The sequence below is a fragment of the Pseudomonas sp. FW305-3-2-15-C-LB1 genome, from assembly GCF_058787615.1.
On sequence record NZ_JBYSZX010000013.1, the window covers coordinates 148,843 to 170,173 of the forward strand.

Annotated in this window: 25 protein-coding genes, 1 tRNA gene and 1 pseudogene; 12 read left to right on the top strand and 15 right to left on the bottom strand. The window is 59.0% G+C overall.

What is annotated here, in order from left to right; all coding sequences use genetic code 11:
- Positions 1 to 116 precede the first annotated feature (116 nt).
- Positions 117 to 329, top strand: a complete 213-nt coding sequence (locus AC3WP7_RS22855) for a cold-shock protein (protein ID WP_003234260.1) — start codon at positions 117 to 119, stop codon at positions 327 to 329.
- A 73-nt stretch (positions 330 to 402) separates the two neighbouring features.
- On the opposite strand, the gene AC3WP7_RS22860 is transcribed toward AC3WP7_RS22855, so the two are convergent.
- Both AC3WP7_RS22860 and AC3WP7_RS22865 read right to left on the bottom strand, forming a co-directional pair.
- Positions 403 to 723 carry an I78 family peptidase inhibitor gene (locus AC3WP7_RS22860; RefSeq protein ID WP_092250399.1) on the bottom strand — a complete coding sequence of 107 codons (321 nt, stop codon included), beginning with the start codon at positions 721 to 723 and terminating at the stop codon, positions 403 to 405.
- A gap of 143 nt (positions 724 to 866) precedes the next feature.
- Entirely contained in the window at positions 867 to 1,175 is a 309-nt protein-coding gene (locus tag AC3WP7_RS22865) for a hypothetical protein (RefSeq protein WP_071492213.1), read from the bottom strand.
- 170 nt (positions 1,176 to 1,345) lie between these two features.
- Here AC3WP7_RS22865 and AC3WP7_RS22870 point away from each other — a divergent pair, with 170 nt between their 5' ends.
- Positions 1,346 to 1,558, top strand: coding sequence for a hypothetical protein (locus AC3WP7_RS22870; protein ID WP_010209115.1), 213 nt, complete (start codon positions 1,346 to 1,348; stop codon positions 1,556 to 1,558).
- Positions 1,559 to 1,582: 24 nt separating this feature from the next.
- Here the strand turns inward: AC3WP7_RS22870 and AC3WP7_RS22875 are convergent, their stop codons facing one another.
- Genes AC3WP7_RS22875 through AC3WP7_RS22905 form a run of 7 tightly spaced genes read right to left on the bottom strand, consistent with a single transcriptional unit; the run spans position 1,583 to position 8,547 of the window.
- Complete coding sequence (locus AC3WP7_RS22875) at positions 1,583 to 2,611, bottom strand: nucleoside hydrolase (RefSeq protein ID WP_071492189.1); 1,029 nt, start codon at positions 2,609 to 2,611, stop codon at positions 1,583 to 1,585.
- 25 nt (positions 2,612 to 2,636) lie between these two features.
- A complete protein-coding gene (gene rbsD / locus AC3WP7_RS22880; protein ID WP_071492190.1) occupies positions 2,637 to 3,041 on the bottom strand; it encodes a D-ribose pyranase in 405 nt (134 codons plus the stop codon).
- Positions 3,038 to 3,955 carry a ribokinase gene (gene rbsK, locus AC3WP7_RS22885; RefSeq protein ID WP_092250396.1) on the bottom strand — a complete coding sequence of 306 codons (918 nt, stop codon included), beginning with the start codon at positions 3,953 to 3,955 and terminating at the stop codon, positions 3,038 to 3,040. Before rbsK ends, rbsD begins: the two co-directional genes overlap by 4 nt.
- Before the next feature lie 23 nt (positions 3,956 to 3,978).
- Positions 3,979 to 5,001: a LacI family DNA-binding transcriptional regulator gene (locus AC3WP7_RS22890; RefSeq protein ID WP_092250393.1), complete on the bottom strand. Its 1,023-nt coding sequence runs from the start codon at positions 4,999 to 5,001 to the stop codon at positions 3,979 to 3,981.
- Between the two features lie 3 nt (positions 5,002 to 5,004).
- Entirely contained in the window at positions 5,005 to 5,982 is a 978-nt protein-coding gene (locus tag AC3WP7_RS22895; RefSeq protein ID WP_017528200.1) for an ABC transporter permease, read from the bottom strand.
- Positions 5,979 to 7,532 carry a sugar ABC transporter ATP-binding protein gene (locus AC3WP7_RS22900; protein ID WP_071492193.1) on the bottom strand — a complete coding sequence of 518 codons (1,554 nt, stop codon included), beginning with the start codon at positions 7,530 to 7,532 and terminating at the stop codon, positions 5,979 to 5,981. The genes AC3WP7_RS22895 and AC3WP7_RS22900 overlap by 4 nt, the downstream gene beginning before the upstream one ends.
- Before the next feature lie 58 nt (positions 7,533 to 7,590).
- Positions 7,591 to 8,547, bottom strand: coding sequence for a sugar ABC transporter substrate-binding protein (locus tag AC3WP7_RS22905; protein WP_092250390.1), 957 nt, complete (start codon positions 8,545 to 8,547; stop codon positions 7,591 to 7,593).
- Positions 8,548 to 9,099: 552 nt separating this feature from the next.
- On the opposite strand from AC3WP7_RS22905, the gene AC3WP7_RS22910 reads away from it, so the two are divergent.
- The 3 genes from AC3WP7_RS22910 to AC3WP7_RS22920 all read left to right on the top strand — a co-directional run bounded on the left by AC3WP7_RS22910 (position 9,100) and on the right by AC3WP7_RS22920 (position 11,304).
- Positions 9,100 to 10,188, top strand: coding sequence for an asparaginase (locus AC3WP7_RS22910; RefSeq protein ID WP_071492194.1), 1,089 nt, complete (start codon positions 9,100 to 9,102; stop codon positions 10,186 to 10,188).
- 170 nt (positions 10,189 to 10,358) lie between these two features.
- Complete coding sequence (locus AC3WP7_RS22915) at positions 10,359 to 10,610, top strand: DUF1654 domain-containing protein (RefSeq protein WP_083351486.1); 252 nt, start codon at positions 10,359 to 10,361, stop codon at positions 10,608 to 10,610.
- A gap of 4 nt (positions 10,611 to 10,614) precedes the next feature.
- Positions 10,615 to 11,304, top strand: a complete 690-nt coding sequence (locus tag AC3WP7_RS22920) for an endonuclease (RefSeq protein ID WP_092250384.1) — start codon at positions 10,615 to 10,617, stop codon at positions 11,302 to 11,304.
- A gap of 31 nt (positions 11,305 to 11,335) precedes the next feature.
- Here the strand turns inward: AC3WP7_RS22920 and AC3WP7_RS22925 are convergent, their stop codons facing one another.
- Positions 11,336 to 11,701 (bottom strand): penicillin-binding protein activator LpoB, encoded by a 366-nt coding sequence (locus AC3WP7_RS22925; RefSeq protein WP_092250381.1) that lies wholly within the window; start codon positions 11,699 to 11,701, stop codon positions 11,336 to 11,338.
- A gap of 263 nt (positions 11,702 to 11,964) precedes the next feature.
- Between AC3WP7_RS22925 and csrA the strand changes: the two genes are divergently transcribed.
- On the top strand, positions 11,965 to 12,159 hold the full coding sequence (gene csrA, locus AC3WP7_RS22930) for a carbon storage regulator CsrA (protein ID WP_058426265.1): 195 nt from the start codon (positions 11,965 to 11,967) through the stop codon (positions 12,157 to 12,159).
- Positions 12,160 to 12,675: 516 nt separating this feature from the next.
- On the opposite strand, the gene AC3WP7_RS22935 is transcribed toward csrA, so the two are convergent.
- A complete protein-coding gene (locus tag AC3WP7_RS22935) occupies positions 12,676 to 13,353 on the bottom strand; it encodes an HAD family hydrolase (RefSeq protein WP_093513080.1) in 678 nt (225 codons plus the stop codon).
- 136 nt (positions 13,354 to 13,489) lie between these two features.
- On the opposite strand from AC3WP7_RS22935, the pseudogene AC3WP7_RS22940 reads away from it, so the two are divergent.
- The 5 genes and pseudogenes from AC3WP7_RS22940 to AC3WP7_RS22960 form a co-directional block, all read left to right on the top strand.
- Positions 13,490 to 13,966: pseudogene (locus AC3WP7_RS22940) on the top strand (alpha/beta fold hydrolase); the annotation flags it as partial.
- 111 nt (positions 13,967 to 14,077) lie between these two features.
- On the top strand, positions 14,078 to 14,323 hold the full coding sequence (locus AC3WP7_RS22945; RefSeq protein ID WP_071492201.1) for a DUF2790 domain-containing protein: 246 nt from the start codon (positions 14,078 to 14,080) through the stop codon (positions 14,321 to 14,323).
- 42 nt (positions 14,324 to 14,365) lie between these two features.
- Positions 14,366 to 15,037 carry a heavy metal response regulator transcription factor gene (locus AC3WP7_RS22950; protein WP_071492202.1) on the top strand — a complete coding sequence of 224 codons (672 nt, stop codon included), beginning with the start codon at positions 14,366 to 14,368 and terminating at the stop codon, positions 15,035 to 15,037.
- Entirely contained in the window at positions 15,034 to 16,434 is a 1,401-nt protein-coding gene (locus tag AC3WP7_RS22955) for a heavy metal sensor histidine kinase (protein ID WP_102592743.1), read from the top strand. The genes AC3WP7_RS22950 and AC3WP7_RS22955 overlap by 4 nt, the downstream gene beginning before the upstream one ends.
- Before the next feature lie 124 nt (positions 16,435 to 16,558).
- A complete protein-coding gene (locus AC3WP7_RS22960; RefSeq protein ID WP_058426270.1) occupies positions 16,559 to 16,783 on the top strand; it encodes a hypothetical protein in 225 nt (74 codons plus the stop codon).
- A 15-nt stretch (positions 16,784 to 16,798) separates the two neighbouring features.
- On the opposite strand, the gene pcp is transcribed toward AC3WP7_RS22960, so the two are convergent.
- From pcp to AC3WP7_RS22980, 4 genes are all read right to left on the bottom strand, one after another.
- Positions 16,799 to 17,440 (bottom strand): pyroglutamyl-peptidase I, encoded by a 642-nt coding sequence (gene pcp, locus AC3WP7_RS22965; RefSeq protein WP_093124617.1) that lies wholly within the window; start codon positions 17,438 to 17,440, stop codon positions 16,799 to 16,801.
- A gap of 7 nt (positions 17,441 to 17,447) precedes the next feature.
- Complete coding sequence (locus tag AC3WP7_RS22970) at positions 17,448 to 18,398, bottom strand: DUF979 domain-containing protein (RefSeq protein WP_102592744.1); 951 nt, start codon at positions 18,396 to 18,398, stop codon at positions 17,448 to 17,450.
- On the bottom strand, positions 18,395 to 19,111 hold the full coding sequence (locus tag AC3WP7_RS22975) for a DUF969 domain-containing protein (protein ID WP_071492206.1): 717 nt from the start codon (positions 19,109 to 19,111) through the stop codon (positions 18,395 to 18,397). The genes AC3WP7_RS22970 and AC3WP7_RS22975 overlap by 4 nt, the downstream gene beginning before the upstream one ends.
- 439 nt (positions 19,112 to 19,550) lie before the next feature.
- Positions 19,551 to 19,627: transfer RNA gene (locus AC3WP7_RS22980), tRNA-Val, on the bottom strand.
- Positions 19,628 to 19,811: 184 nt separating this feature from the next.
- Here AC3WP7_RS22980 and AC3WP7_RS22985 point away from each other — a divergent pair.
- A complete protein-coding gene (locus AC3WP7_RS22985) occupies positions 19,812 to 21,095 on the top strand; it encodes an NAD(P)/FAD-dependent oxidoreductase (RefSeq protein ID WP_092250365.1) in 1,284 nt (427 codons plus the stop codon).
- The last annotated feature ends 236 nt before the right edge of the window (positions 21,096 to 21,331 follow it).

Sequence of the window (21,331 nt, forward strand, 5' to 3'; positions counted from 1 at the left end):
AAACAATGCCTTGGGGGGGCTCCCAAGCCGAACATTTCGACTATGATAGCCCGGTGTGCCCAGTTGGCCTGAGCAGCACAGCACTACTGAAAATATATGTTTCTTGGAGATACACCATGTCTAATCGCCAAACCGGCACCGTTAAATGGTTCAACGATGAAAAAGGCTTCGGCTTCATCACTCCTCAAGGTGGCGGTGACGACCTGTTCGTACACTTCAAAGCTATCGAAAGCGACGGTTTCAAAAGCCTGAAAGAAGGCCAAACCGTTTCCTTCGTGGCTGAGAAAGGCCAAAAGGGTATGCAAGCTGCACAGGTTCGCGGCGAGTAATTCTCCGCTGAGCTAAAAAAACCCCGTCCATGTGACGGGGTTTTTTATGGGCACTGCAAAAGCCTTGAGAGACTTAGCCGCAATTGACCCGCGTGATCACCAGGTTGTCATCGGTGTTCAGGTTGAGGCGGTCGGAGCGGTACTCCAGGGTGATCATGTCATTCGGCTTGAGGATCCGCGCGTTCTGCGCACCGGCACGGGTACGCGCCTGCTCCAGCAACTCGGGCGAGGCTTTCTGGCCGATCGTGAATTCGGCGGCCTTCGACTCACAGCGGCTATGACCGGCGTCGGTCACGGTGGCGTCTTTGCCTGGCTCAGAGGCACCCGGGGTGCTGCAACCCGCCAACGCAAGTGCCGCCAACAAAGTACCGAATGATGCGAGCTTCCAAGGCATGAAGCCTCCTATGATAAAAATGGACAGAGATCGTGCGACAGCGATTGTGCGGATTGGTTTCAAGACGTAAACCGCCGCCGGGCAAGTTTGCCTGAGTCGGGACAGGCATTCGCCCGTTCAATCGTGACCGGATATGAATGTGCTCAATAGATGTCGATGTAGTCGAACGCAGGCTTCGGCCAGTTTTCCTTCAGTGCATTGAAGATCTGTGTCACCCAGACTTCATCACTGGCGGCCACATTCCCTACGTATCCGGAACCCTTGGCCCAAGTCTCCAGCCGGAACAGCAGCCCATCGATATCAACGCCACCGACAACCCTCCCTGAAGAGATATAGGCAATTCCGGCCTTGGTCACCCGCAATTGGGCATGTTCATCGTCACTGGCACTGGCGAGGAGCTGGCGCACATTCGCCAGCGTCAGGTTCTCGGGGTTGTTCAAATCGATCTGCACGTGGTGTCCCCGGCAATTAAACAGGCGGACAGTGTCGCACAGCAGCAGCGTCATGCCGAATCGACTCATGCCTAAGTATCAGTGCCAAACGCGATGCAAAATGGTTAACTGGCCCGGTAAGAACCGCGTTCCAGCGCATTGCCCAGTACTTTCAGCCCCGTGAGACCTACATGACCACCGTAACGCTCCAAGCCGATATCAAAGCCAAGTGGCCCCAAGGACAAAGCTCCTACAGCCCCGGCAGCCCAGAGGAATTGGCAATCATCGGCATCGACCTGCTGGTCAAGGAACTGGGTACGCAGGCAGCCCAAGCGTTCATCGGCCAGATATTCGAGAAATACCCGGCCGATCACATGGGGGCACATGACCCCGAGCGCGAATAAGAACCGACTGGACCGGTCAACCCATCACTTCAGACGCGCCAGGCGCTCGGTCAGCAGATCGAAGAAGCCCTGGGCATCACCGTTCTCCACCCAGAACGCGTTCTTCGGTTGTTTCAGGCCGTCGTACCAGTCGACAATGGTCTGGCCGAAGGTTGGGCCTTCACGGCTGTCCACCACCACGTTGACCTCACGTCCGCTGAACAGCGAAGGCTTGAGCAGGTAGGCAATAACGGTTGCATCATGCACCGGGCCGCCGGGAATACCGTAGTGCTCCATGTCGCCCTTGACGTATTCATTGAGAATATCGCCAACCACCTTGCTCGCGTTGTTCTTGAGGTCGGCGATCTTTTTCAGGCGCGCTTCGCTGGTCAGAACCTTGTGGGTCACGTCCAGCGGCAGGTAGGTCAGCTTGACGCCGCTCTTGAGCACAATCTCAGCCGCGACCGGGTCGGCGAACAGGTTGAACTCCGCCACCGGCGTGATATTGCCGCCGTTGAAGTGCGCGCCGCCCATTACCACCACTTCCTTGATGCCCTGAGTGATTTCCGGTGCCTGGGTCAGCGCCAGCGCCAGGTTGGTCTGCGGGCCGAGCATCGCGATGGTGATGCTGTGCGGCTTGGCAGTGCTGAGGGTATTGATCAGGTAATCAACGGCATTGCCGTCCGCCAGGCCCTTTTTCGGCTCATGCACGGTGACGCCGGAAATGCCTTCCTTACCGTGGATATTCTCGGCGTAGATCGGCGTGCGCAGCAGCGGTGCGGGCGCACCGGCGTACACCGGGATATCCTCGCGCCCCGCCCATTCACGGGCCAGGCGTGCATTGCGGGAGGTCTTGTCCAGGCGCACGTTGCCGGCGACGGTGGTGAGCGCGCGAATGTTCAGCTCATCCTGGGAGGCCATGGCGAACAACAATGCCACCACATCATCGGCGCCTGGGTCGGTGTCGATGATCAGGTCGATTTTTTCCGCCGCCTGGGCGCTTGCAGCAGTGAGCGCAGACAAAAGCAGAACACTCCGGAACAGGTTTTTCAGGGTGGGAAGACCATATTGCATAAAACACTCCTTGTCGTTGAGAACGCTAGAACGTTACGCCGGACACCAGCGCGATATTGCAGTAAGGCTGGCATTCACCAGTGCGCACCACCGCGCGCGCCTTGTGGCTGAGCTGCTTGAATTCGTCATGGCTGACCAGGCGCCGCTCACCGAGGGCCGCCTGCTCTGTGAGCGCATTGAGCTCGACCAGCGCCGGTGGTTGCTTGAGCAGGATTTCTTCCGCCAGCACATGGCGTTCAACCTGCATCTCGCTGAGCACGATACGCAAGGTGCTGATGAAATCCGGGATGCCCTGGGTCAATGCCAGGTCGATCAACTCGACACCCGGCGGCACCGGCAGGCCAGCGTCACCGATCACGAGGATGTCACCGTGCCCCAGGGAGGCGATCACACGCGACAGGGCAATATTGAGCAGAGGTGTCTTTTTCATGAGGGCACAAAACCTTGTACGTCGTGCAGCGTTGGAATAGAGGGCTGCGCACCGGCGCGGGTGACCGACAATGCCGCCGCGACCTGGCCAAAACGAATGGCCTCGGCCTCGCTCTTGCCGTTGGCCAACGCCGCAGCAAAGCCACCGACGAACGTATCACCCGCTGCCGTTGTGTCTACCGCCTTGACCTTGGGCGCATGCAGGTGCTCGAAATTCTGGCCGTCGGTAAACAGTGCGCCCTGAGAGCCCAGGGTGACGATGACTTTGCCGGCGCCCGCCAGGATCAGTTGGGTGGCCGCGGCCTTGGCACTGTCAATGGAGTCGACGGCCACACCACTCAGTGCGCCAGCTTCGCTTTCATTGGGGATCAGGTAGTCGATCGAGGCGTACCACTCGGCCGGCAACGGCGCGCTGGCCGGTGCAGGGTTGAGGATCACCGTCTTGCCCAGCTCACGACCGCGCTTGAGGGCATAGCCTACCGTATTCATCGGCACTTCCAGCTGGCAGACGATCACCTCAGCCGTCTGCAGCACCGCATCAAACGCCTGCAATGAGGCTGGCGTCAGTTCGCCGTTACTGCCCGCCACGATCACAATCGCGTTCTGACTGCTGTCGTCGACCACGATCAAGGCCACGCCACTGGAACCGTCCACGGTGCTGACGGCCTGGCAATCGATGCCTTCCACCACCAACGCATCGCGCAACTGGATGCCATAGGCATCGCTGCCGACACAGCCGATCATCGACACATCGGCCCCCAAGCGTGCGCAGGCTACCGCCTGGTTCGCACCCTTGCCGCCAGGTACGGTTGAGAATGTCTGGCCGATCAAGGTTTCACCGGCACGGGGCAACCGGCTGGCACGGGTGACCAGGTCCATGTTCAAGCTGCCTATTACCACTACTTTTGCTGGCATACATCAGTACTCATCAATTCGGTTCAGCGGTATTGGGCGAACGTACCGGAGACAGGTGCCGTCGACTCACGCAACACGATGCTCGGCGTCACGATGCGTTGATCGAATGGCATTTGGGGTGTTGCAATTCTTCGCAGTAAAAGCTCGGCGGCCGTCTCGCCCAGTTGCACGATCGACTGCCCGACCGTGGTCAGCGCCGGGTAGACGTAACGGCTCATTTGAATGTCATCGAAACCGATCACCGACAGCTCGCCGGGTACGCGAATATTGCGCTCTGCCGCTGCACGCAATACGCCGAAACCTATCATATCGTTGCTGGCAAAAATCGCACTGGGCGGGTTTTGCGCCAGCAATTGCACAGCGGCGGCATAACCGCCCGTGCTGGTGAAATCGCTTTCCTGGGTGCGGTTGGCGGCCACTTCGGCACCGGCCTCGCGCAGCGCACGGTAAAAACCCGCCAAACGCATTTGCGCGACACGGGTATGGGCAGGGCCGCCAATGCAAGCAATGTCGCGATGGCCCAATTCGAGCAGGTGCCGGGTCGCCAGGTAGGCGCCCTCCTCGTGATCGATGCGCACCAGGTCCACATCAATGCCATCCAGCGCCCGGTCGACGATCACCATGGGCGTGCGCACTGCGCTCAAGCCGGCGGCGAGGCCACTGTCATCGCCGCCCACCGATGTGACGATCAAGCCGTCGATGCGCTTTTCCAGCAACACGCGCAAATAGTTGCGCTGCTTTTCAGCGTTGTCGTCGGAGTTGCACAGGATGACGCAGTAGCCGTTACGCTCGCAGTAATCCTCGATGCCGCGAGCCAGTTCTGCAAAATACGGGTTGAGGCTGTTGGGCACCAGCAAACCGATGGTGGCCGTGGTCTTGGCCTTGAGTGAGCGCGCGACGGCACTGGGCACGTAGTCGAGCTGCTTGATCGCCGCTTCAACCTTGATACGCACCGGCTCACTGACCGGGCGGGTCTTGTTCACCACATGGGACACCGTGGTGTAGGAAATACCCGCAAGCGCTGCCACATCCTTGATGGTTGCCATGGTTCAACCCCGCCGACTGGCGCGCCGGCTGCGGTAGGTATCGAGTACCACGGCAATCACGATCACGGCACCGGTGATGATGCGCTTGGTCGGTTCCGTGGCACCGATCTGCGCCAGGCCAGCCGCCAGTACCGAAATAATCAACACACCAAAGAAAGTACTGATTACCGAGCCGCGCCCGCCCATCAGGCTGGTGCCGCCGATCACCACAGCCGCAATCACTTGCAGCTCCAGGCCGGAGCCGGCGTTCGGGTCCGCCGCTTCCAGGCGCGAAATCTGGAACAGCGCCGCCACGCCGGCCAGCAGGCCCATGAGGCTGAACACCAGGATCTTGTAGGGCTTTGGATTGATCCCCGCCAGGCGCACGGCCTCTTCGTTGGTGCCGATACCGATCAGGTAACGACCAAACACAGTACGGGTCAACACCAGCTGCGCGACGATGATCACCAGCAACGCGATGATGAACGACGGCGAGATACCAAAGGCAATCGGGTTGGACAGCCAGGCAAATGAATCCCCGATGTAGGCGGTGCGCGAGCCGGTCATCTGGTAGGCGACGCCCCGGGCCATTTCCAGCACGCCGAGGGAGACGATAAACGACGGAATGCGCCAGGCCACGGTGATCGAGCCGGTGATGGTGCCGGCCAAGGCCGCACAGCCCATGCCCAGTACGGCAGCCGGCAACACGCTCCAGCCCCAGCCGAGGATCGCCACGCTGACGGCCGATGCAGCCAGTGCCAGCACCGAGCCCACCGACAGGTCGATCCCGCCGATGATCAGGATGAAAGTCATGCCCACCGCCAGCACCATGAGGTCCGGAATCTGGTTGGCCAGGGTACTGAAGGTGTCATAGGACAGGAAGTGATCGCTGAGCACCGAGAACAGCGCAATCATCGCCAGCAAGGCACCCGCAAGACCCAGGTAGGTACCCAGGCCATAGAAGTTGCCGCCGGTCTTGCCAGGGGAGGTTGTGGTTTTCATGGGGTATCCCTAAGCACTGCGTCGTTGAGCAGCGCATCACGTTTCTGATAGCCGGCGAAGGCGGCGGCGAGCAATTCATCCTGGGTCCAGCTGTCGCGCTCGAACGTCTCGATCAAGCGCCCGGCGGACAATACACCGATGCGATCGCAGATCAGCATGAGCTCACGCAGGTCGCTGGACACCACCACCAGCGCTTTGCCCTGGCGGGTCAACTCGCCCAGCAAGGCATAAATATCGAACTTGGCACCCACGTCGATGCCGCGGGTTGGCTCGTCGAACAGCATCACCGAGCAGTCGCGCTCCAGCCAGCGGCCAATCACCACCTTCTGCTGGTTACCGCCGGACAGTTCGGAGACCAACTGCGCCGGACTGGAACTGCGGATGCGCATGGCGTCAATCTGACGCTTGGCCAAGGCGGTTTCGTCGCGGCTGTTGACCACCCCACCGCCAGAGATTTCCGGCATATTGCCCAGGGCGATGTTGGCGCTGATGGACTGGGTCAGCAGCAGCCCTTCACCCTTGCGGTCTTCGGTGATCAGGGCAATGCCGTGGCCTACCGCGTCCACGGGCGAGCGGATGCTCACCACCTGGGCCGGCGAACCGAGCGCCACGGTGCCGCTGTCGGCCAGGTCGGCGCCGAAGATCAGGCGCAACAATTCAGTACGGCCGGCACCGATCAGGCCGGAGATGCCATAGATCTCGCCCGCACGCACTTCAAAGGACACGTCGCGGACCTTGTCCGAGCGGGTCAGGCCTTTTACGGTCAGCGCCGGCCCCCCGATGGTTCGCGGGCCCAGGTCGATGTGCTCGCCCAGCTCGCGCCCCACCATCAAGGTGACCAGTTGCTCGCTGTTGTAATTGGCCATCGGCTCGACACAGACCAGCTTGCCGTCGCGCAGTACCGCAATGCGCTGGGCAACACGGGCAAGTTCTTCCAGCCGGTGCGAAATATAGATGATCGCCACGCCCCTGGCCTGCAGACGGGTGATCTGTTCGAACAGCATCTCGACTTCACGGGCCGTGAGCATGGCCGTGGGTTCGTCAAGGATCAGTACGTGACAATCGCCGATTAGGTTGCGTGCGATTTCGACCATTTGCTGATGACCAATGCCCAGGCTGCCAACCAGAGTGTCAGGGTCGATAGCGTCCAGCCCGACCTGGGCCATGGCCTCGACCGCCGCCTTGCGCAGTTGCTTGCGGCTGATCCAGCCGCAGTGGCTGGGCAGGTTATCCAGGAACAAGTTTTCGGCAACGGTCAGCGTCGGCAGCAGGTTGAGTTCCTGCATGACCATGCGCACGCCCAGCTCTTCAGCCTGGGTGCGGCTGCCAGGGCGATAATCCTGGCCGTTGAACTGCATCTGCCCGGTGGTCGGCGTGACCAGCCCGCCGATGATCTTCGACAAGGTACTTTTGCCTGCGCCGTTTTCACCGGTCAGCGCCAGCACTTCCCCACGATTGAGCGTCAGGGTGATGTCGGACAGAACCGGTTGGGCATAGGTCTTGCCGATACCGCTGACCGAGAGGACAGCGTTCGGGGCGGAAGATGACATAGGAAAATCTCCAGGCGCCCGCCCAGGACGAGCGGGCGCTGTTGGGGTATTGCCGGAATTACTTCTTGAGGACGAGTTCGACCGGGGTCTCGATCACGCCGTCCTTGGCATCGACTTTCTCACCCTTGACCAGCTTGAGCGCATTCTGGATACCGAACACGGCTTGCTTGGCAGCGGCCTGGTCGGCGGTCGCCAGCACACGACCGTCCTGCAGCATCGGCTTGATGGCTTCGATGTTGTCGTAGCCTACGACCAGCACCTTGCCGGCTTTGCCTGCCGCACGCACGGCGGAGACCGCGCCCAGGGCCATGTTGTCGTTACCGGCCAGCAGGGCCTTGAGGTCCGGGTATTCGCTCAGCATGGCGGACGCCACTTTCTGGCCCTGGTCGATTTCCCAGTTGCCGGATTGTGTGGACACAATCTTCATGCCGGCAGCGTCCATCGCATCCTTGTAGCCTGCGGTACGTTGCTGGGCGTTGGTGGTGGTCGGCACACCTTCGATAATGCCGACCTTGTCACCCGAAGCCAGTTGCTTGGCCAGGTAGTCACCCACCAGTTTCGAGCCTTTACGGTTGTCCGGGCCTACGAACGGGATATCGAGGTTCTTGCTTTTAAGCACATCCGGGTCGAGGCGGTTATCGATGTTGACGACCTTGATACCGGCATCGGAGGCCTTCTTCAGCACGGTGACCAGTGCCTTCGAATCAGCAGGCGCGATCACGATGGCGTTGACCTTGGCGAGGATCATCTGGTTGACGATATCGATCTGCGCGCTGGTGTCGGTTTCGTTCTTGATCCCGTTGGTGATCATGTCGAAATCGGCGGCGTGCTCTTTCTGATACGTCTTGGCACCGTCCTGCATGGTGACGAAGAATTCATTGGCGAGGGATTTCATGACTAGGCCGACCTTGGGTTTGGCGGCGTCATCGGCAAATGCAGAGGAGAGAGGCAGGGCAGCGGATGCGGCGGCAAGCACAGCGACAGCAAGAAGACGTCCAGCGAATGGCAGCTTCATGGTTTCACTCCGATCTTATGATTATTGTGAGCAACGCTTGCACCGAAGACCCCTTCGGCAGCCTTCCCACCCGGGGGACTGATACGAGCTATCACGATACTCAATGAGTGCTTCGTGAAACATCTCGCAAACGTTTGCGTTGTTCAAACTATGAGAACCTTGTCGAGATTTGTCAACGGTTGAAAACAGCCTTTCATCCAGGCCCTCCCTCACGCTTGGGCATAGATGCAGCTAAACATCACACACTTCCAATCGTTCTCTGAAACGACAGGCTGGAACGCATCATTCATGCATCCTCAAAAGCCTGGCGGTCAACTTTTCGGACAACCGAACGCAATGCGGTCCGATGTTCGGAAAGCCGGACACCGACATGATCAATAAGCCCGAAAAATCAATATTAACTGTTATAAATCAATAATTTAAATTGTTTTAGCGTTCACGCTGAGCCTGGTACAGATCCTGCTCTACCTCATCACCTCGTGGCATTCAGAACCGCACGGGTGTTCTAGATGAACCTGCTACAGCACTCATCAAAAACCAGAGAGAAAAATAATGAAATCTGCACTGAAGACTTTTGTTCCGGGCGCGTTAGCCCTCCTGCTGTTGTTCCCCGTTGCCGCCCAGGCAAAGGAAGTTGAAACCAAGACCAAACTGTCCAACGTGGTGATCCTCGCCACCGGCGGTACCATTGCCGGCGCCGGCGCCAGCGCAGCCAACAGCGCCACCTACCAGGCAGCGAAAGTCGGTATCGAGCAATTGATCGCTGGTGTTCCTGAGCTTAGCCAGATCGCCAATGTGCGTGGCGAGCAAGTGATGCAAATTGCGTCCGAAAGCATCAACAATGACAATCTGCTGCAACTGGGTCGCCGCGTCGCCGAACTGGCCGACAGCAAGGATGTGGACGGCATCGTGATCACCCACGGTACCGACACCCTGGAAGAAACCGCCTACTTCCTGAACCTGGTGGAGAAAACCGACAAGCCAATCGTGGTGGTCGGCTCCATGCGTCCAGGCACCGCCATGTCGGCGGACGGCATGCTCAACCTGTACAACGCTGTGGCCGTGGCCGGCAGCAAGGATGCACGCGGCAAAGGCGTGCTGGTCACCATGAACGACGAGATCCAGTCGGGTCGCGACGTCAGCAAGATGATCAATATCAAGACCGAAGCGTTCAAGAGCCCATGGGGCCCACTGGGCATGGTGGTTGAAGGCAAATCCTACTGGTTCCGCTTGCCGGCCAAGCGTCACACCATGGATTCGGAATTCGATATCAAGAACATCAAGAGCCTGCCGGACGTCGAGATCGCCTATGGCTACGGCAACGTGAGCGACACTGCCTACAAGGCCCTGGCTCAAGCAGGCGCCAAAGCCATCATCCACGCCGGCACTGGCAACGGCTCCGTGTCCTCCAAAGTCGTACCTGCCCTGGTGGAACTGCGCAAACAGGGTGTACAGATCATTCGCTCTTCCCACGTGAATGCCGGTGGCATGGTTCTGCGCAACGCCGAACAGCCTGACGACAAATACGACTGGGTGGCTGCACTCGACCTGAACCCGCAGAAAGCCCGCATCCTGGCCATGGTCGCCTTGACCAAGACCCAAGACAGCAAAGAGCTGCAGCGCATGTTCTGGGAATATTGATTCCTGACTGTCCCCTGCAGGAGCGAGCATGCTCGCTCCTGCACCATCCCGCCCCGCCCTACACCCAATTGCCTGAATTGCTGTAAGACGAACTTCTTGAATTTTAAGTAGTTGCGAAATCGCCTACAGTTAAATACTGTATGTGCGTACAGCTTATTAAGGAATACTCCGTGGCAAAGTCCTCTTCCGCAGTGCCAACCGCACCTGATGCCTACGAACGCCTGGCTATTCGCGTGCAAAAGATCATCAATTCAACCAACGCCCAGAAAGCCAAGGCGGCGTTGATCTTCCGTTTGCCGGACGAGCCCGAGGATGAATGGGCGCGGTTGCTGGAGGAAATAGCAGAGAACGACAACGTCACCCTCGCCTATCGTGACGACGGTGGCGTACAGATTTTCTGGGTTGTACCGAAGGAAGATTGATTCAATGAGTGTCCGTTTTATCGCGGTTTGCTGCCTGTTTTTTGCTGTCACCGCCCACGCCCAGGCGCCACGCACGTTCAGTGAAGCCAAGAAAATCGCCTGGAAGCTCTACGCGCCACAATCCACCGAGTTCTATTGCGGCTGCAAGTACACGGGCAATCGCGTGGACTTGAAAGCCTGTGGCTACATCCCCCGCAAAAACGCCAATCGTGCCGCACGCATCGAATGGGAGCACATTGTTCCCGCCTGGCAGATCGGGCATCAGCGCCAATGCTGGCAGGACGGTGGGCGTAAGAACTGCACGCGCCATGATGACGTGTTCAAGCGTGCCGAAGCGGACCTGCACAACTTGGTACCCAGCATCGGTGAGGTCAACGGTGACCGTAATAACTTCAGTTTTGGCTGGCTGCCGGTACAAAGCGGGCAGTATGGGTCTTGCCTGACTCAAGTGGATTTCAAGACCAAGAAGGTCATGCCGCGCCCTTCCATCCGGGGGATGATCGCCCGCACCTATTTTTATATGAGCAAACAGTACGGCTTGCGCCTGTCGAAACAGGATCGCCAGTTGTACGAAGCCTGGAACAAGACCTACCCGGTGCAGGCCTGGGAGCGCCAGCGTAACCAGACAGTGGCGTGTGTGATGGGGCGCGGCAATGAGTTTGTCGGCCCGGTGAATCTGAAAGCCTGTAGTTGAAAATGGGCGAAACTCCCGCCCACCCGGCGCGTTACTGTGCCGCCTTGTGCTCGATAACCTGCGATTCGGTATCGGTTTTCTTGGCGCGCGCCATTTTCTCGTTGAGCAGTGCCTGCTTGGCCTGCGCTTCAGCCTTGGTCGCGAACGGCCCCAGCAGGACTTCGTCCTTGCCGTCAACCTTCACGATGTAAAAGTTGAAACCATGCTCCAGCAACCAGGCCGTAAGGTCGGTGATGGCCTGTAGCTTGTGGTCCGGCGGCCCGACCCACACGTCCCATTCCTGGGCAGCAATCGCGCCGGTTCGAGGCTGGTTTTCGGTCACGACAGGCTTGCTCCTGGGGGCCTCCACGCGTTTGTCCTCACCGCAACCGGCCAATGCCAACACCGCCATTGCCATCGCTACTTTACGCACTGCCCTGCTCCTTTAAAGATAAAGAGGCGACTTTATCATTCACTGTCTATTCTGGCCGTCATAAACATTGGCTTAAACAATGCGAATCATGTATCGCAGACCTGTATGATGCCGCCATGGGAATTAATGTCGCCTCTATGCGTCCTAAAAAGAGGCAGTCACAGGGAAGCGCTTAGCAGTAAGCTACACACATCCGACACCTGCCCTGTCTGAAACATGTGTCCTTAAAAGTAATCAAGGAGAAGTCCATGCTGATACTCACCCGCAAAGTTGGTGAAAGCATAAACATCGGTGATGACATCACGGTCACCATCCTGGGCGTCAGCGGCCAGCAAGTAAGAATCGGCATCAACGCACCCAAGGATGTTGCCGTGCATCGCGAGGAGATCTACCAGCGCATCCAGGCCGGTTTGACTGCCCCGGACAAAAACCAGACGCCTTGAAGCGCCCTCAGTAGCCAGCCCTTTCGTGCACTGTAATGGCTGGCGAAAACCTCTTCACACCGCTCTTGTCATTGCTGCGTGACTGACGCCACCAATACGTTCATCTTCATGGAAAGATGAAACTGTCTTCACGCCCGGAACTTGTTGTTTCATTCTCAGCCGAATCTTCTGACTGACACTCAGCTATCCGCGTGCATTCAGGAGCATGTCGATGCGGCCCAGGCCCCCACCGCCATTTGCCTACACGTCTTGGATGATCGCCTTATCGATAGGATGGGTCTTCGCAGGGCTGGCCTATGGTTTGAAGTATGCAATCGAAGGCTCCGGCTCCGCCGCTCCTCATTCGGGGCTGGACTTGGCGCTGCTGCTTTGCGGGTACTTGTTCCTGTTTTGTCTCAAACCCATCCAGAAGTCCGTACAACGCAGGTTGTGCCGGCAAACGCGTCAGTGACATCGCGCTCATCGCTAGCAGCCCCCCTATCAACAGCGTCACAGCGCGAGTTTGGCCTTTTCGTATCAGCCCGTCCGACTCTTCAAGTACAACAAGCCATCTGCGTCACGCTGTACGTCCAACTGCTGGTACCCGTCTATCGAAGGGTGGTCAGTGGCCATAGGCGTGTGATGCGTCGACGTCACGACCATCACATCCGCGCCTGCGGCCTCTCCCGCACGAATACCCACCGGCGCATCTTCAAACACCAGGCATTCCTGCACCGGCACACCCAGGCGTTGCGCCCCCAAAACGTAACAAGCCGGATTCGGCTTGCCGACGGCCACGTCTTCAGCCGTCACCAATACCGCCGGCGGCGCAATGCCCGCTGCTTGCAGTCGGCGCAACGCCAACTCCCTGGGGGCAGAAGTGACCAACGCCCATTGATCACCCGGCAGGCGGTTCAGAAACGCCACGGCGCCGGAAATCGCCACAACACCTTCGACATCATTGATTTCAGCCTCGGTGATCCACTGCGCTTCAACCTCGGGATCGACGCCCGGCAATGCCTGGCGTGTGATGGTGTCGATCGCGCGGGCGCCGTGAATAGTCGTCAAAAAAGCCGCCACATCCAGCCCATGACGTTCAGCCCAGATGCTCCACACCCGCTCGGCAGCGGCAATGGAGTTGAGCAAGGTCCCATCCATATCAAACAAAAAGGCACGGTAACGGCGATTGAACACGGCTGAAGCTCGGATAGACACTGAGCGAATTCCTCATGGGCGGAAAAATGATAGGCCCGATGCAATCTACGGATCACCTCGGTGCTTGTAAACGCTACCGAGGTCGATTGCATTACAGGTTTGTAATGGAGCGGCAAGTCTTACCAGCACCCTCACTTCATACAGTGGAGTCGACGCCGGGACCAACCCGAAGGTCAGCGCCCTGGTGTACGTGGCCGCCCGCGCGCCGGACGCCAATGAAGACTTTGTCGCACTCTCGGCAAAGTCTCCGAGCATGCCGGTGCGGGCCGGCGTTGAAGACCACGACGGCTACCTCACCCTGAGCCAGGAGGCCTTCCTCAAATACTTTGCCGGCGATGTGCCGCATGCCAAGGCCATGGAGCTGTACGCCGTGCAGCAGCCCATCGCCAAGACCCTGTTCAGCGGTCGCACCGTCAACGCCGCCTGGCACACCAAGCCTTCCTGGTATGCAGTGTCGGCGAATGACCAGACCATCAAGCCGGACTTGGAGCGCTTCCTCGCCAAGCGCATGAACGCCACCACCATCGAGCTGCCTTCGAGCCACCTGTCGCTGGTGTCCCACGCCAAGGAAATCACCGACCTGATCCTCGAGGCCTCTGGCCGCCAGCCCTGAGCCGTGCATTACAAACTTGTCATCATCCTGTTGGTTGGCTGTTCGGGGTGCCTGGTTACCGTGAACTCACTGTCACGATCTGGCAGCTAACCCTTTAAGAGAGATACCACCATGAAACTGTTTGTCCTCGGTTTTACCGCTCTGCTCGCTACCGGTTCCGTGCTTGCCGCAGAACCTGTGATCCATGACAAAACCGGCTTCTTCGTGCACCTGGATGTGGCCAAAGTGCTGTCGAGCACCGACACCTACGGCCAATGCGGCATCGTCCCGGCGCGCCTCGACTACCTGGACAGCCAGGGTCGCGAACATGTGTTGGACTACCAGGTCCAGGGCATCGGTTGCGCCAGCGACAATTGATCGGGCTACACTTGCGCCACGCATTGAGACAGGGCACTTTCCATGAACATTCTTGTAGTCGAAGACGAACCCAAGGCCGGCAATTACCTGCTCAACGGCCTGCAGGAACTGGGTTACTCCGTCAGCCTCGCCCGTGACGGCGTGGACGGTTTGCACCAGGCCCTGGAAACAGCGTTCGACGTGATCGTGCTGGATGTGATGATGCCGAAAATGGACGGCTGGGAGGTGCTGCGCCGCCTGCGAAAGGAAGCGGATACGCCGGTACTTTTCCTGACGGCTCGCGACGACATTGCCGACCGCATCAAGGGCCTGGAGCTGGGTGCCGATGATTACCTGATCAAGCCTTTTTCCTTCGCCGAACTGGTGGCACGTTTGCGAACCCTGACCCGTCGTGGCCCAAGCCGCGAGGAGGAACAGCTGCAGATCGCCGACCTGCAAATCGACGTGCTCAAACGCCGTGTCACCCGCGCCGGCACCCGCATCACCCTGACCAACAAAGAGTTCGCCTTGCTGCACCTGTTCGCCACTCATCAGGACCAGGTGCTGTCCCGCTCGCTGATAGCCTCGCGGGTGTGGGACATGAATTTCGACAGCGACACCAACGTGGTCGACGTGGCCGTACGGCGCCTGCGCCTGAAAATCGACGACCCGTTCCAGCTCAAGCTGATCCACAGCGTGCGTGGCATCGGCTACCGTTTCGATACCCAGCCATGAACACACGCCGTCATTACTCCCTGACCCTGCGTCTGGCGTTGATCTTCGCCCTGCTCGCCTTCGCCCTGCTGGCGACCCTCGGTGTGGCGCTGTATCGCGAACTGGAGCGGGAATTGATCATGCGTGACGACGCGGCCTTGATCTACCGCATCGATCAGTTGCGCAACCTGCTCAATGACAGCAACACCCTGGACCTGATCAAGACCAAGCCGGAGTTGTTCCAGAACATGCTCGGCAACCGCGAATCGGTACTGAGCATCGCCGCGCCAGGACAGAAGCCATTGCTGACGGTCAATCCCGGCAATATCGACCTGCCTTCCATACCCCCGGTCCCCAAGAACCACGAACTGACGCTCGCCGACGTACACCATTTTCCCAGCATCAACGGCGCACCCTTCGCCACCGTCGCCGCGTCCATCGACTCCGGCGACCTGGGCAGCCTGCAAGTCACCACGGGGCGCCTGATGACCGAGCGCACCAGCGTACTCGCCAGCTATCGCCTGAGCGTTTATATCCTGGCGAGCATTGCCGCGATCATCCTGGCCCTGGTCGGCTACCTGCTGGTTCATCGCGGGCTGTTACCGATGCGACGCCTGGCCCGGCACGCTCAAGGCATTGGCGTCGGCAACCTCGCCGAACGCCTCGACAGCCACGGCGCGCCTAAGGAACTGCTACCGATGATTGATTCATTCAATACCATGCTTGAGCGGCTGGCCAAGGGCTTTGTCCAACTGGGTCAGGTGTCCACCGACATGGCCCACGAGCTGCGCACACCCATCAACAATTTGCTGGGAGAAACCCAGGTCGCCCTGCAACAGCACCGCAGCATTGAAAGTTATCAGCAGTTGTTGGCGTCCAATGTGGAAGAGCTTGAACGCCTGGCGCGGATGCTCGATAACATGCTGTTCCTCGCGCGCACCGACCCGGCCAGTGCTTTGCGGCAACGCCAGGAACTCAGTGCCTGGGACGAGGTGGAACGCATCGCCGAGTACTTTGAGGGCTTGGCGGATGATGTGGATATCAGCATTCACGCCGAAGGTGAAGGCGTGATCTGGGCGGAGCCAATGCTGCTGCGCAGGGCCCTGGCGAACCTGTGCGCCAACGCCATCAAATATGGTGCGCCAGGTACCGAGCTGGAGATCCGCGCCGTGCCAAGCGCCGATGGCATTCACCTGAGGGTCAGCAATCAAGGCGAGACCATCGCCGCCGAGCATCTGCCGCGGCTGTTCGAACGGTTTTACCGGGTGGATGAGTCACGGGAACGTTCTGCACAGTCCAACGGGTTGGGATTATCGATTGTGGCAACCATCATGCAACTGCATAACGGGCGGTACAGCGTAAGCAGTGAGGCAGGTGTGACGTGTTTTGAGTTGTTCTTTCCTAGACGGGAAGATTGAGCGCAAACGCCCGGTGTTATTTTGCAAAGGTTTGTCTCTTAACACTGGTCGCAAGCCAGACTAGTCTCGCTTCCCAAGGGGCTCAAGGGAGAGCCGGCAGCGGTAAAATTATGGAGATCCTGAAATGGAAATGCGATTAGGTTTACTGGAAAAGGGGCTGGCTGAAATGAATGAGAAGCTGATCACCGTTTCGAGCAAGGCAGATGCCATGGACAAGCACTTCGCTTCCAAGGCAGACCTGGCAACTACTGAACTGAACCTTATCAAATGGTACGTGGCAACCGCATTCGCCATGACAGGCCTGGCTTGCGCTATCACCTTCGGGCTTACCCGACTGTTTGCGATTTGAGGAGCGTCGGGCCGATCAGCTGACCTGCCCGCCCGCTTCCTCTGCATCTACCGGTGTTTGCCACGCCGCCAGCACAGCTGTCTGCAGCCCCGCAACCAACGTATCCAACGCCATTGAGGGCCGCTGTGAATCTGCCACCTGCTCTGGCAGAAAAGGTACGTGGATAAACCCACTGCGTACCCCAGAACCTGCGAGCGCATGCTGCAACAGATAAAACACCTGGTTACACACAAATGTCCCAGCCGTCTGCGATACCGAGGCCGCGACTCCCGCGTCGCGCACAGCCTTGACCATCGCCTTGATCGGCAAGGTCGTGAAGTAGGCCGCCGGGCCGCCGGCTACGACAGCCGTATCGATAGGCTGCTCCCCGAGGTTATCGGGGATGCGTGCATCATTGATATTGATCGCCACCCGTTCGACTGAGATATCGCTGCGCCCAGGCCCCAGGCCAGTCGCAATCACCATCGCAGGGTGCAACTCGTCGATCAGCCCGGTCAGGCACGCGCCCGCCGTGGCAAATGCGCAAGGCAGCAATCGCGCAACAATCTGCACATCGCTTCCCAGTCGCACGCCGTCCAGTTGGCGCACGGCTTCCCAGGAGGGGTTCACCCGGTCTTGATCAAAGGGCTCGAAACCCGTCAGCAGTACAATTTGCATCACGGCCTCACATCAACAGATAAAGCAGCACAATATTGACCACCAGCATCATCAACGCGGTCGGAAGCTGGGCCTTGATTACCGCATTCTTGTCCGGCAGCTCGAGCAACGCCGCCGGAACGATATTGAAGTTGGCTGCCATCGGGGTCATCAGGGTACCGCAGTAGCCGGAGAACATACCGATCGCCGCCATCACCGCGGGGTTACCGCCATAGACACCCACCAACACCGGCACGCCGACACCGCCGGTCATTACAGGAAAAGCTGCAAAGCCATTCCCCATGATCACCGTAAACAACGCCATGCCCAGCACATAGACGATCACCGCCACCAACTTGAAATCAAGGTTGATATAGGTAGTGGTGACGTGCGCGACAGCCGTACCAACCCCGGCTTCGTTGAACAGTAAGCCCAGCATTGCCAGCATCTGCGGCAGCACCATGGCCCAGCCAAGCGCTTCAGTCAGGCGACGGGATTCACGCAAGGCCTGCACCGGCGTATCACGGGTCAACCAGCACGCCAGGCCAAGGGCGATCAGGCAGCCGATACCGAGAGAAACGAAGGTCGTGTTTTTCGGGTCCAGCAATGGCACTCCGCCGATCTCGGTGTGCTTGAGCAACACCGATCCGATCACCGTGGTCAGCGGGATCGCCAACGCCGGGATGAACAGCTTGTGCCCCAGGCGACCAGCGCTGGCACGGGATGCTTTGTCGTGCAGCTCGGCATGCTTGCCTCGGCCGACGCCGCCCATGCCGGCTATCAAGGCCATCACCACTATGCCTACCCCGATAGCCACCGACGGCAGACGCTCACCGATCAGGAATGGAATGGCGAACAACAGCCAGAACAATGCACTGGTCCAGCGTTTGGGATGGGTGCGATCCATCAGGATCATGCCCGCCGTGATCAGCAGCAGAACCCCGGCCAGCCAATACAGGTATTGAATGGAAATAATCATTGTGCGGCCTCCACGGGTGCAGCGGCCGGCGTCATCTCTCGGGTGAGCCTTCGGTCAAACCGATGCAGGCGGATCGCGTGAATGATGAAGGCGCAGATCGCCGTAGGAATCCCCCATACCGCAATATGCAGCGGCTCCACATCAATCCCCGAGCCCAGCAGGAAGGTGTGCATCAAGGCGATTGCACCGAAGGCGACAAAGATATCCTCACCAAAAAACAGGCCGACATTGTCAGTTGCCGCGCACATCGCCAGCACTTTATGACGCAGTTTTTCGGGAAGTTTGCCGTAGCGTTTTTCCGCTGCACCTTCAGCCATCGGCGCCAGCAGCGGACGCACCATCTGCGGATGCCCGCCCAGGCTGGTCAAGCCCATGGCGGCCGTGGATTCACGCACAAACAGATAGATGATCAACAAGCGCCCGACCGTGGCGCGCTCGAACCGTGCAATCCAATTCTGCGCATGCAGGCGCAGCCCATGCCGCTCCAGCAGTCCAATGACCGCCAGGGGCAGCAACAGAATCAATTGCAGGGCACGGGTCTGAAGGAAGCCATCGCCCATGGTGGCGAGGATTTTTTCCAGGGGGAAATGGGCGGCAAGCCCGGTGGCGATAGCGGCGGCGGTGACCACCAACAGAGGGTTGATACGCAATACAAAGCCAACCACGATCACCAGTACGCCGATCAACGGCCATAAGTTCACAACAGTTTGCATGGCGGTGAGGTCCTTAAGTGCGCGCTGCGGCGCCATTACAGCAGGATGTGAACAAAGGGTTCACAGCAGGAAGTGGCGTGCAGTCGGCTCGGTTTTTTATTGTTGACCCAGAAGGTCGAGCGTCAGTGGCCGCAACTTTGCTGCCTGGGGGCGGGAGGTGTCCAACAAGAAAAATTGTTGCTGCGAACCAATAAATTTTGTGGGTGGTTGAACATCGTGCATGTAGCGAGAGTGGATAGCCCCGCAGGGACTCACGCATCTCAGCGCCGCTTGTTTCTGAGGCCTGAGCGAGTAAACCGATGACGCCCCCCTCTTACCCGCCGGCCATGACCCGGAAGCATCTGGAGGGTTTTGCAAAAAAACTTGCAAATCGCACCAACAAAAAAGGGCCCACCTTTCGGTGAGCCCCTCTAGACCGCCCAGCAGAGCGGATTTTGTTTGGTAGGCGCGATTGGACTCGAACCAACGACCCCCACCATGTCAAGGTGGTGCTCTAACCAACTGAGCTACGTGCCTGCTGTGAGGCGGCATTCTACGGAATTCCGGAGGGGTGTCAACATCTTTTTTGCAGCTAACCCTATGAATATGCGAATTTTTTATTTGCGTGGGGTACACCTGCGGATTTCGGGTGGCTGGCAGGCAATTTTCAACTCAGGTAGGATCGGCGCACTCGTAAAAAATATAAAACAGAGGTTCCAGGATGGCGAACACCCCCTACCCCCAGTCGTATTACGCCGCTTCCGCGAATGCAGCTCCACCTCGTCCAGTCCTGCAAGGCGACGTCGAAACCGATGTGTGCGTGATCGGCGCCGGCTACACCGGCCTCTCCAGCGCCCTGTTCCTGCTGGAGAGCGGTTTTCGCGTGACGGTGCTGGAAGCCGCCAAGGTGGGGTTTGGCGCCTCGGGCCGCAATGGCGGGCAGATCGTCAACAGCTACAGCCGTGATATTGATGTAATCGAGCGCAGTGTCGGCCCCAGGCAGGCGCAACTGCTGGGGCAGATGGCGTTTGAAGGCGGCAAGATCATTCGCGAGCGGGTGGCCAAGTATCAGATTCAGTGCGACCTGAAGGATGGTGGTGTTTTCGCCGCGCTCAACAGTAAGCACATGGGCCATCTGGAGTCACAGAAGCGTCTATGGGAGCGCTACGGCCACACCCAACTGGAGCTGCTGGACGAACGCCGTATTCGCGAAGTAGTGGCCTGTGACAACTACGTCGGCGGCCTGCTGGACATGAGCGCGGGGCACATCCACCCACTCAACCTGGCACTCGGCGAAGCGGCCGCCGTGGAGTCCCTGGGCGGCACGATCTACGAGCAATCCGCTGCCGTGCGTATCGAGCGCGGCGCCAACCCGGTGGTGCATACCGCCGAGGGCAAGGTCAGGGCCAAGTTCATCATCGTCGCGGGGAATGCCTACCTGGGCAACCTGGTGCCGGAGTTGGCCGCCAAGTCCATGCCGTGCGGCACACAAGTGATCACCACCGCCCCCTTGGGCGATGAGCTGGCGAGAACCTTGCTGCCGCAGGATTACTGCGTCGAAGACTGCAACTACCTGCTCGACTACTACCGCCTCACGCGCGACAAGCGTCTGATCTTCGGCGGCGGCGTGGTGTATGGCGCGCGCGACCCGGCGAATATCGAAGCGATCATCCGCCCGAAGATGCTCAAGGCCTTCCCGCAACTCAAGGACGTGAAGATAGACTACGCCTGGACCGGCAATTTCCTGCTGACCCTGTCGCGTTTGCCGCAGGTGGGTCGCCTGGGCGACAACATCTACTACTCACAGGGCTGCAGCGGCCATGGCGTGACGTATACGCACCTGGCGGGCAAGGTACTGGCAGAGGCACTGCGAGGCCAGGCAGAGCGTTTTGACGCGTTTGCCGACCTGCCGCACTACCCGTTCCCGGGTGGGCAACTGTTGCGCACACCATTTGCGGCAATGGGTGCCTGGTACTACGGGCTACGCGACAAATTGGGATTCTGACTCGAACCTGTAGGAGCCCGTTTGCAGGCTCCTACAGGTCGCACTTATCAAATCACAGACACAAAAAACCCCGGTCTTTCGACCAGGGTCTTTGCTATCGGATCAAAGTAGCCAGAGGCTCGCTTTGTGCTTCAAGGCGTTCAGTGGGCCTTGAGACAGATATGGCGCAGCGGACGGGACTCGAACCCGCGACCCCCGGCGTGACAGGCCGGTATTCTAACCGACTGAACTACCGC

Bases quoted from the DNA above. Each gene is read 5' to 3' on its own strand.
- AC3WP7_RS22855 (WP_003234260.1), top strand. From the start codon at position 117: ATGTCTAATCGCCAAACCGGCACCGTTAAATGGTTCAACGATGAAAAA.
- AC3WP7_RS22860 (WP_092250399.1), bottom strand. From the start codon at position 723: ATGCCTTGGAAGCTCGCATCATTCGGTACTTTGTTGGCGGCACTTGCG.
- AC3WP7_RS22870 (WP_010209115.1), top strand. From the start codon at position 1,346: ATGACCACCGTAACGCTCCAAGCCGATATCAAAGCCAAGTGGCCCCAA.
- AC3WP7_RS22875 (WP_071492189.1), bottom strand. From the start codon at position 2,611: ATGCAATATGGTCTTCCCACCCTGAAAAACCTGTTCCGGAGTGTTCTG.
- rbsD (WP_071492190.1), bottom strand. From the start codon at position 3,041: ATGAAAAAGACACCTCTGCTCAATATTGCCCTGTCGCGTGTGATCGCC.
- rbsK (WP_092250396.1), bottom strand. From the start codon at position 3,955: ATGCCAGCAAAAGTAGTGGTAATAGGCAGCTTGAACATGGACCTGGTC.
- AC3WP7_RS22890 (WP_092250393.1), bottom strand. From the start codon at position 5,001: ATGGCAACCATCAAGGATGTGGCAGCGCTTGCGGGTATTTCCTACACC.
- AC3WP7_RS22895 (WP_017528200.1), bottom strand. From the start codon at position 5,982: ATGAAAACCACAACCTCCCCTGGCAAGACCGGCGGCAACTTCTATGGC.
- AC3WP7_RS22900 (WP_071492193.1), bottom strand. From the start codon at position 7,532: ATGTCATCTTCCGCCCCGAACGCTGTCCTCTCGGTCAGCGGTATCGGC.
- AC3WP7_RS22905 (WP_092250390.1), bottom strand. From the start codon at position 8,547: ATGAAGCTGCCATTCGCTGGACGTCTTCTTGCTGTCGCTGTGCTTGCC.
- AC3WP7_RS22910 (WP_071492194.1), top strand. From the start codon at position 9,100: ATGAAATCTGCACTGAAGACTTTTGTTCCGGGCGCGTTAGCCCTCCTG.
- AC3WP7_RS22920 (WP_092250384.1), top strand. From the start codon at position 10,615: ATGAGTGTCCGTTTTATCGCGGTTTGCTGCCTGTTTTTTGCTGTCACC.
- AC3WP7_RS22925 (WP_092250381.1), bottom strand. From the start codon at position 11,701: ATGGCAATGGCGGTGTTGGCATTGGCCGGTTGCGGTGAGGACAAACGC.
- csrA (WP_058426265.1), top strand. From the start codon at position 11,965: ATGCTGATACTCACCCGCAAAGTTGGTGAAAGCATAAACATCGGTGAT.
- AC3WP7_RS22945 (WP_071492201.1), top strand. From the start codon at position 14,078: ATGAAACTGTTTGTCCTCGGTTTTACCGCTCTGCTCGCTACCGGTTCC.
- AC3WP7_RS22950 (WP_071492202.1), top strand. From the start codon at position 14,366: ATGAACATTCTTGTAGTCGAAGACGAACCCAAGGCCGGCAATTACCTG.
- AC3WP7_RS22955 (WP_102592743.1), top strand. From the start codon at position 15,034: ATGAACACACGCCGTCATTACTCCCTGACCCTGCGTCTGGCGTTGATC.
- AC3WP7_RS22960 (WP_058426270.1), top strand. From the start codon at position 16,559: ATGGAAATGCGATTAGGTTTACTGGAAAAGGGGCTGGCTGAAATGAAT.
- pcp (WP_093124617.1), bottom strand. From the start codon at position 17,440: ATGCAAATTGTACTGCTGACGGGTTTCGAGCCCTTTGATCAAGACCGG.
- AC3WP7_RS22970 (WP_102592744.1), bottom strand. From the start codon at position 18,398: ATGATTATTTCCATTCAATACCTGTATTGGCTGGCCGGGGTTCTGCTG.
- AC3WP7_RS22975 (WP_071492206.1), bottom strand. From the start codon at position 19,111: ATGCAAACTGTTGTGAACTTATGGCCGTTGATCGGCGTACTGGTGATC.
- AC3WP7_RS22985 (WP_092250365.1), top strand. From the start codon at position 19,812: ATGGCGAACACCCCCTACCCCCAGTCGTATTACGCCGCTTCCGCGAAT.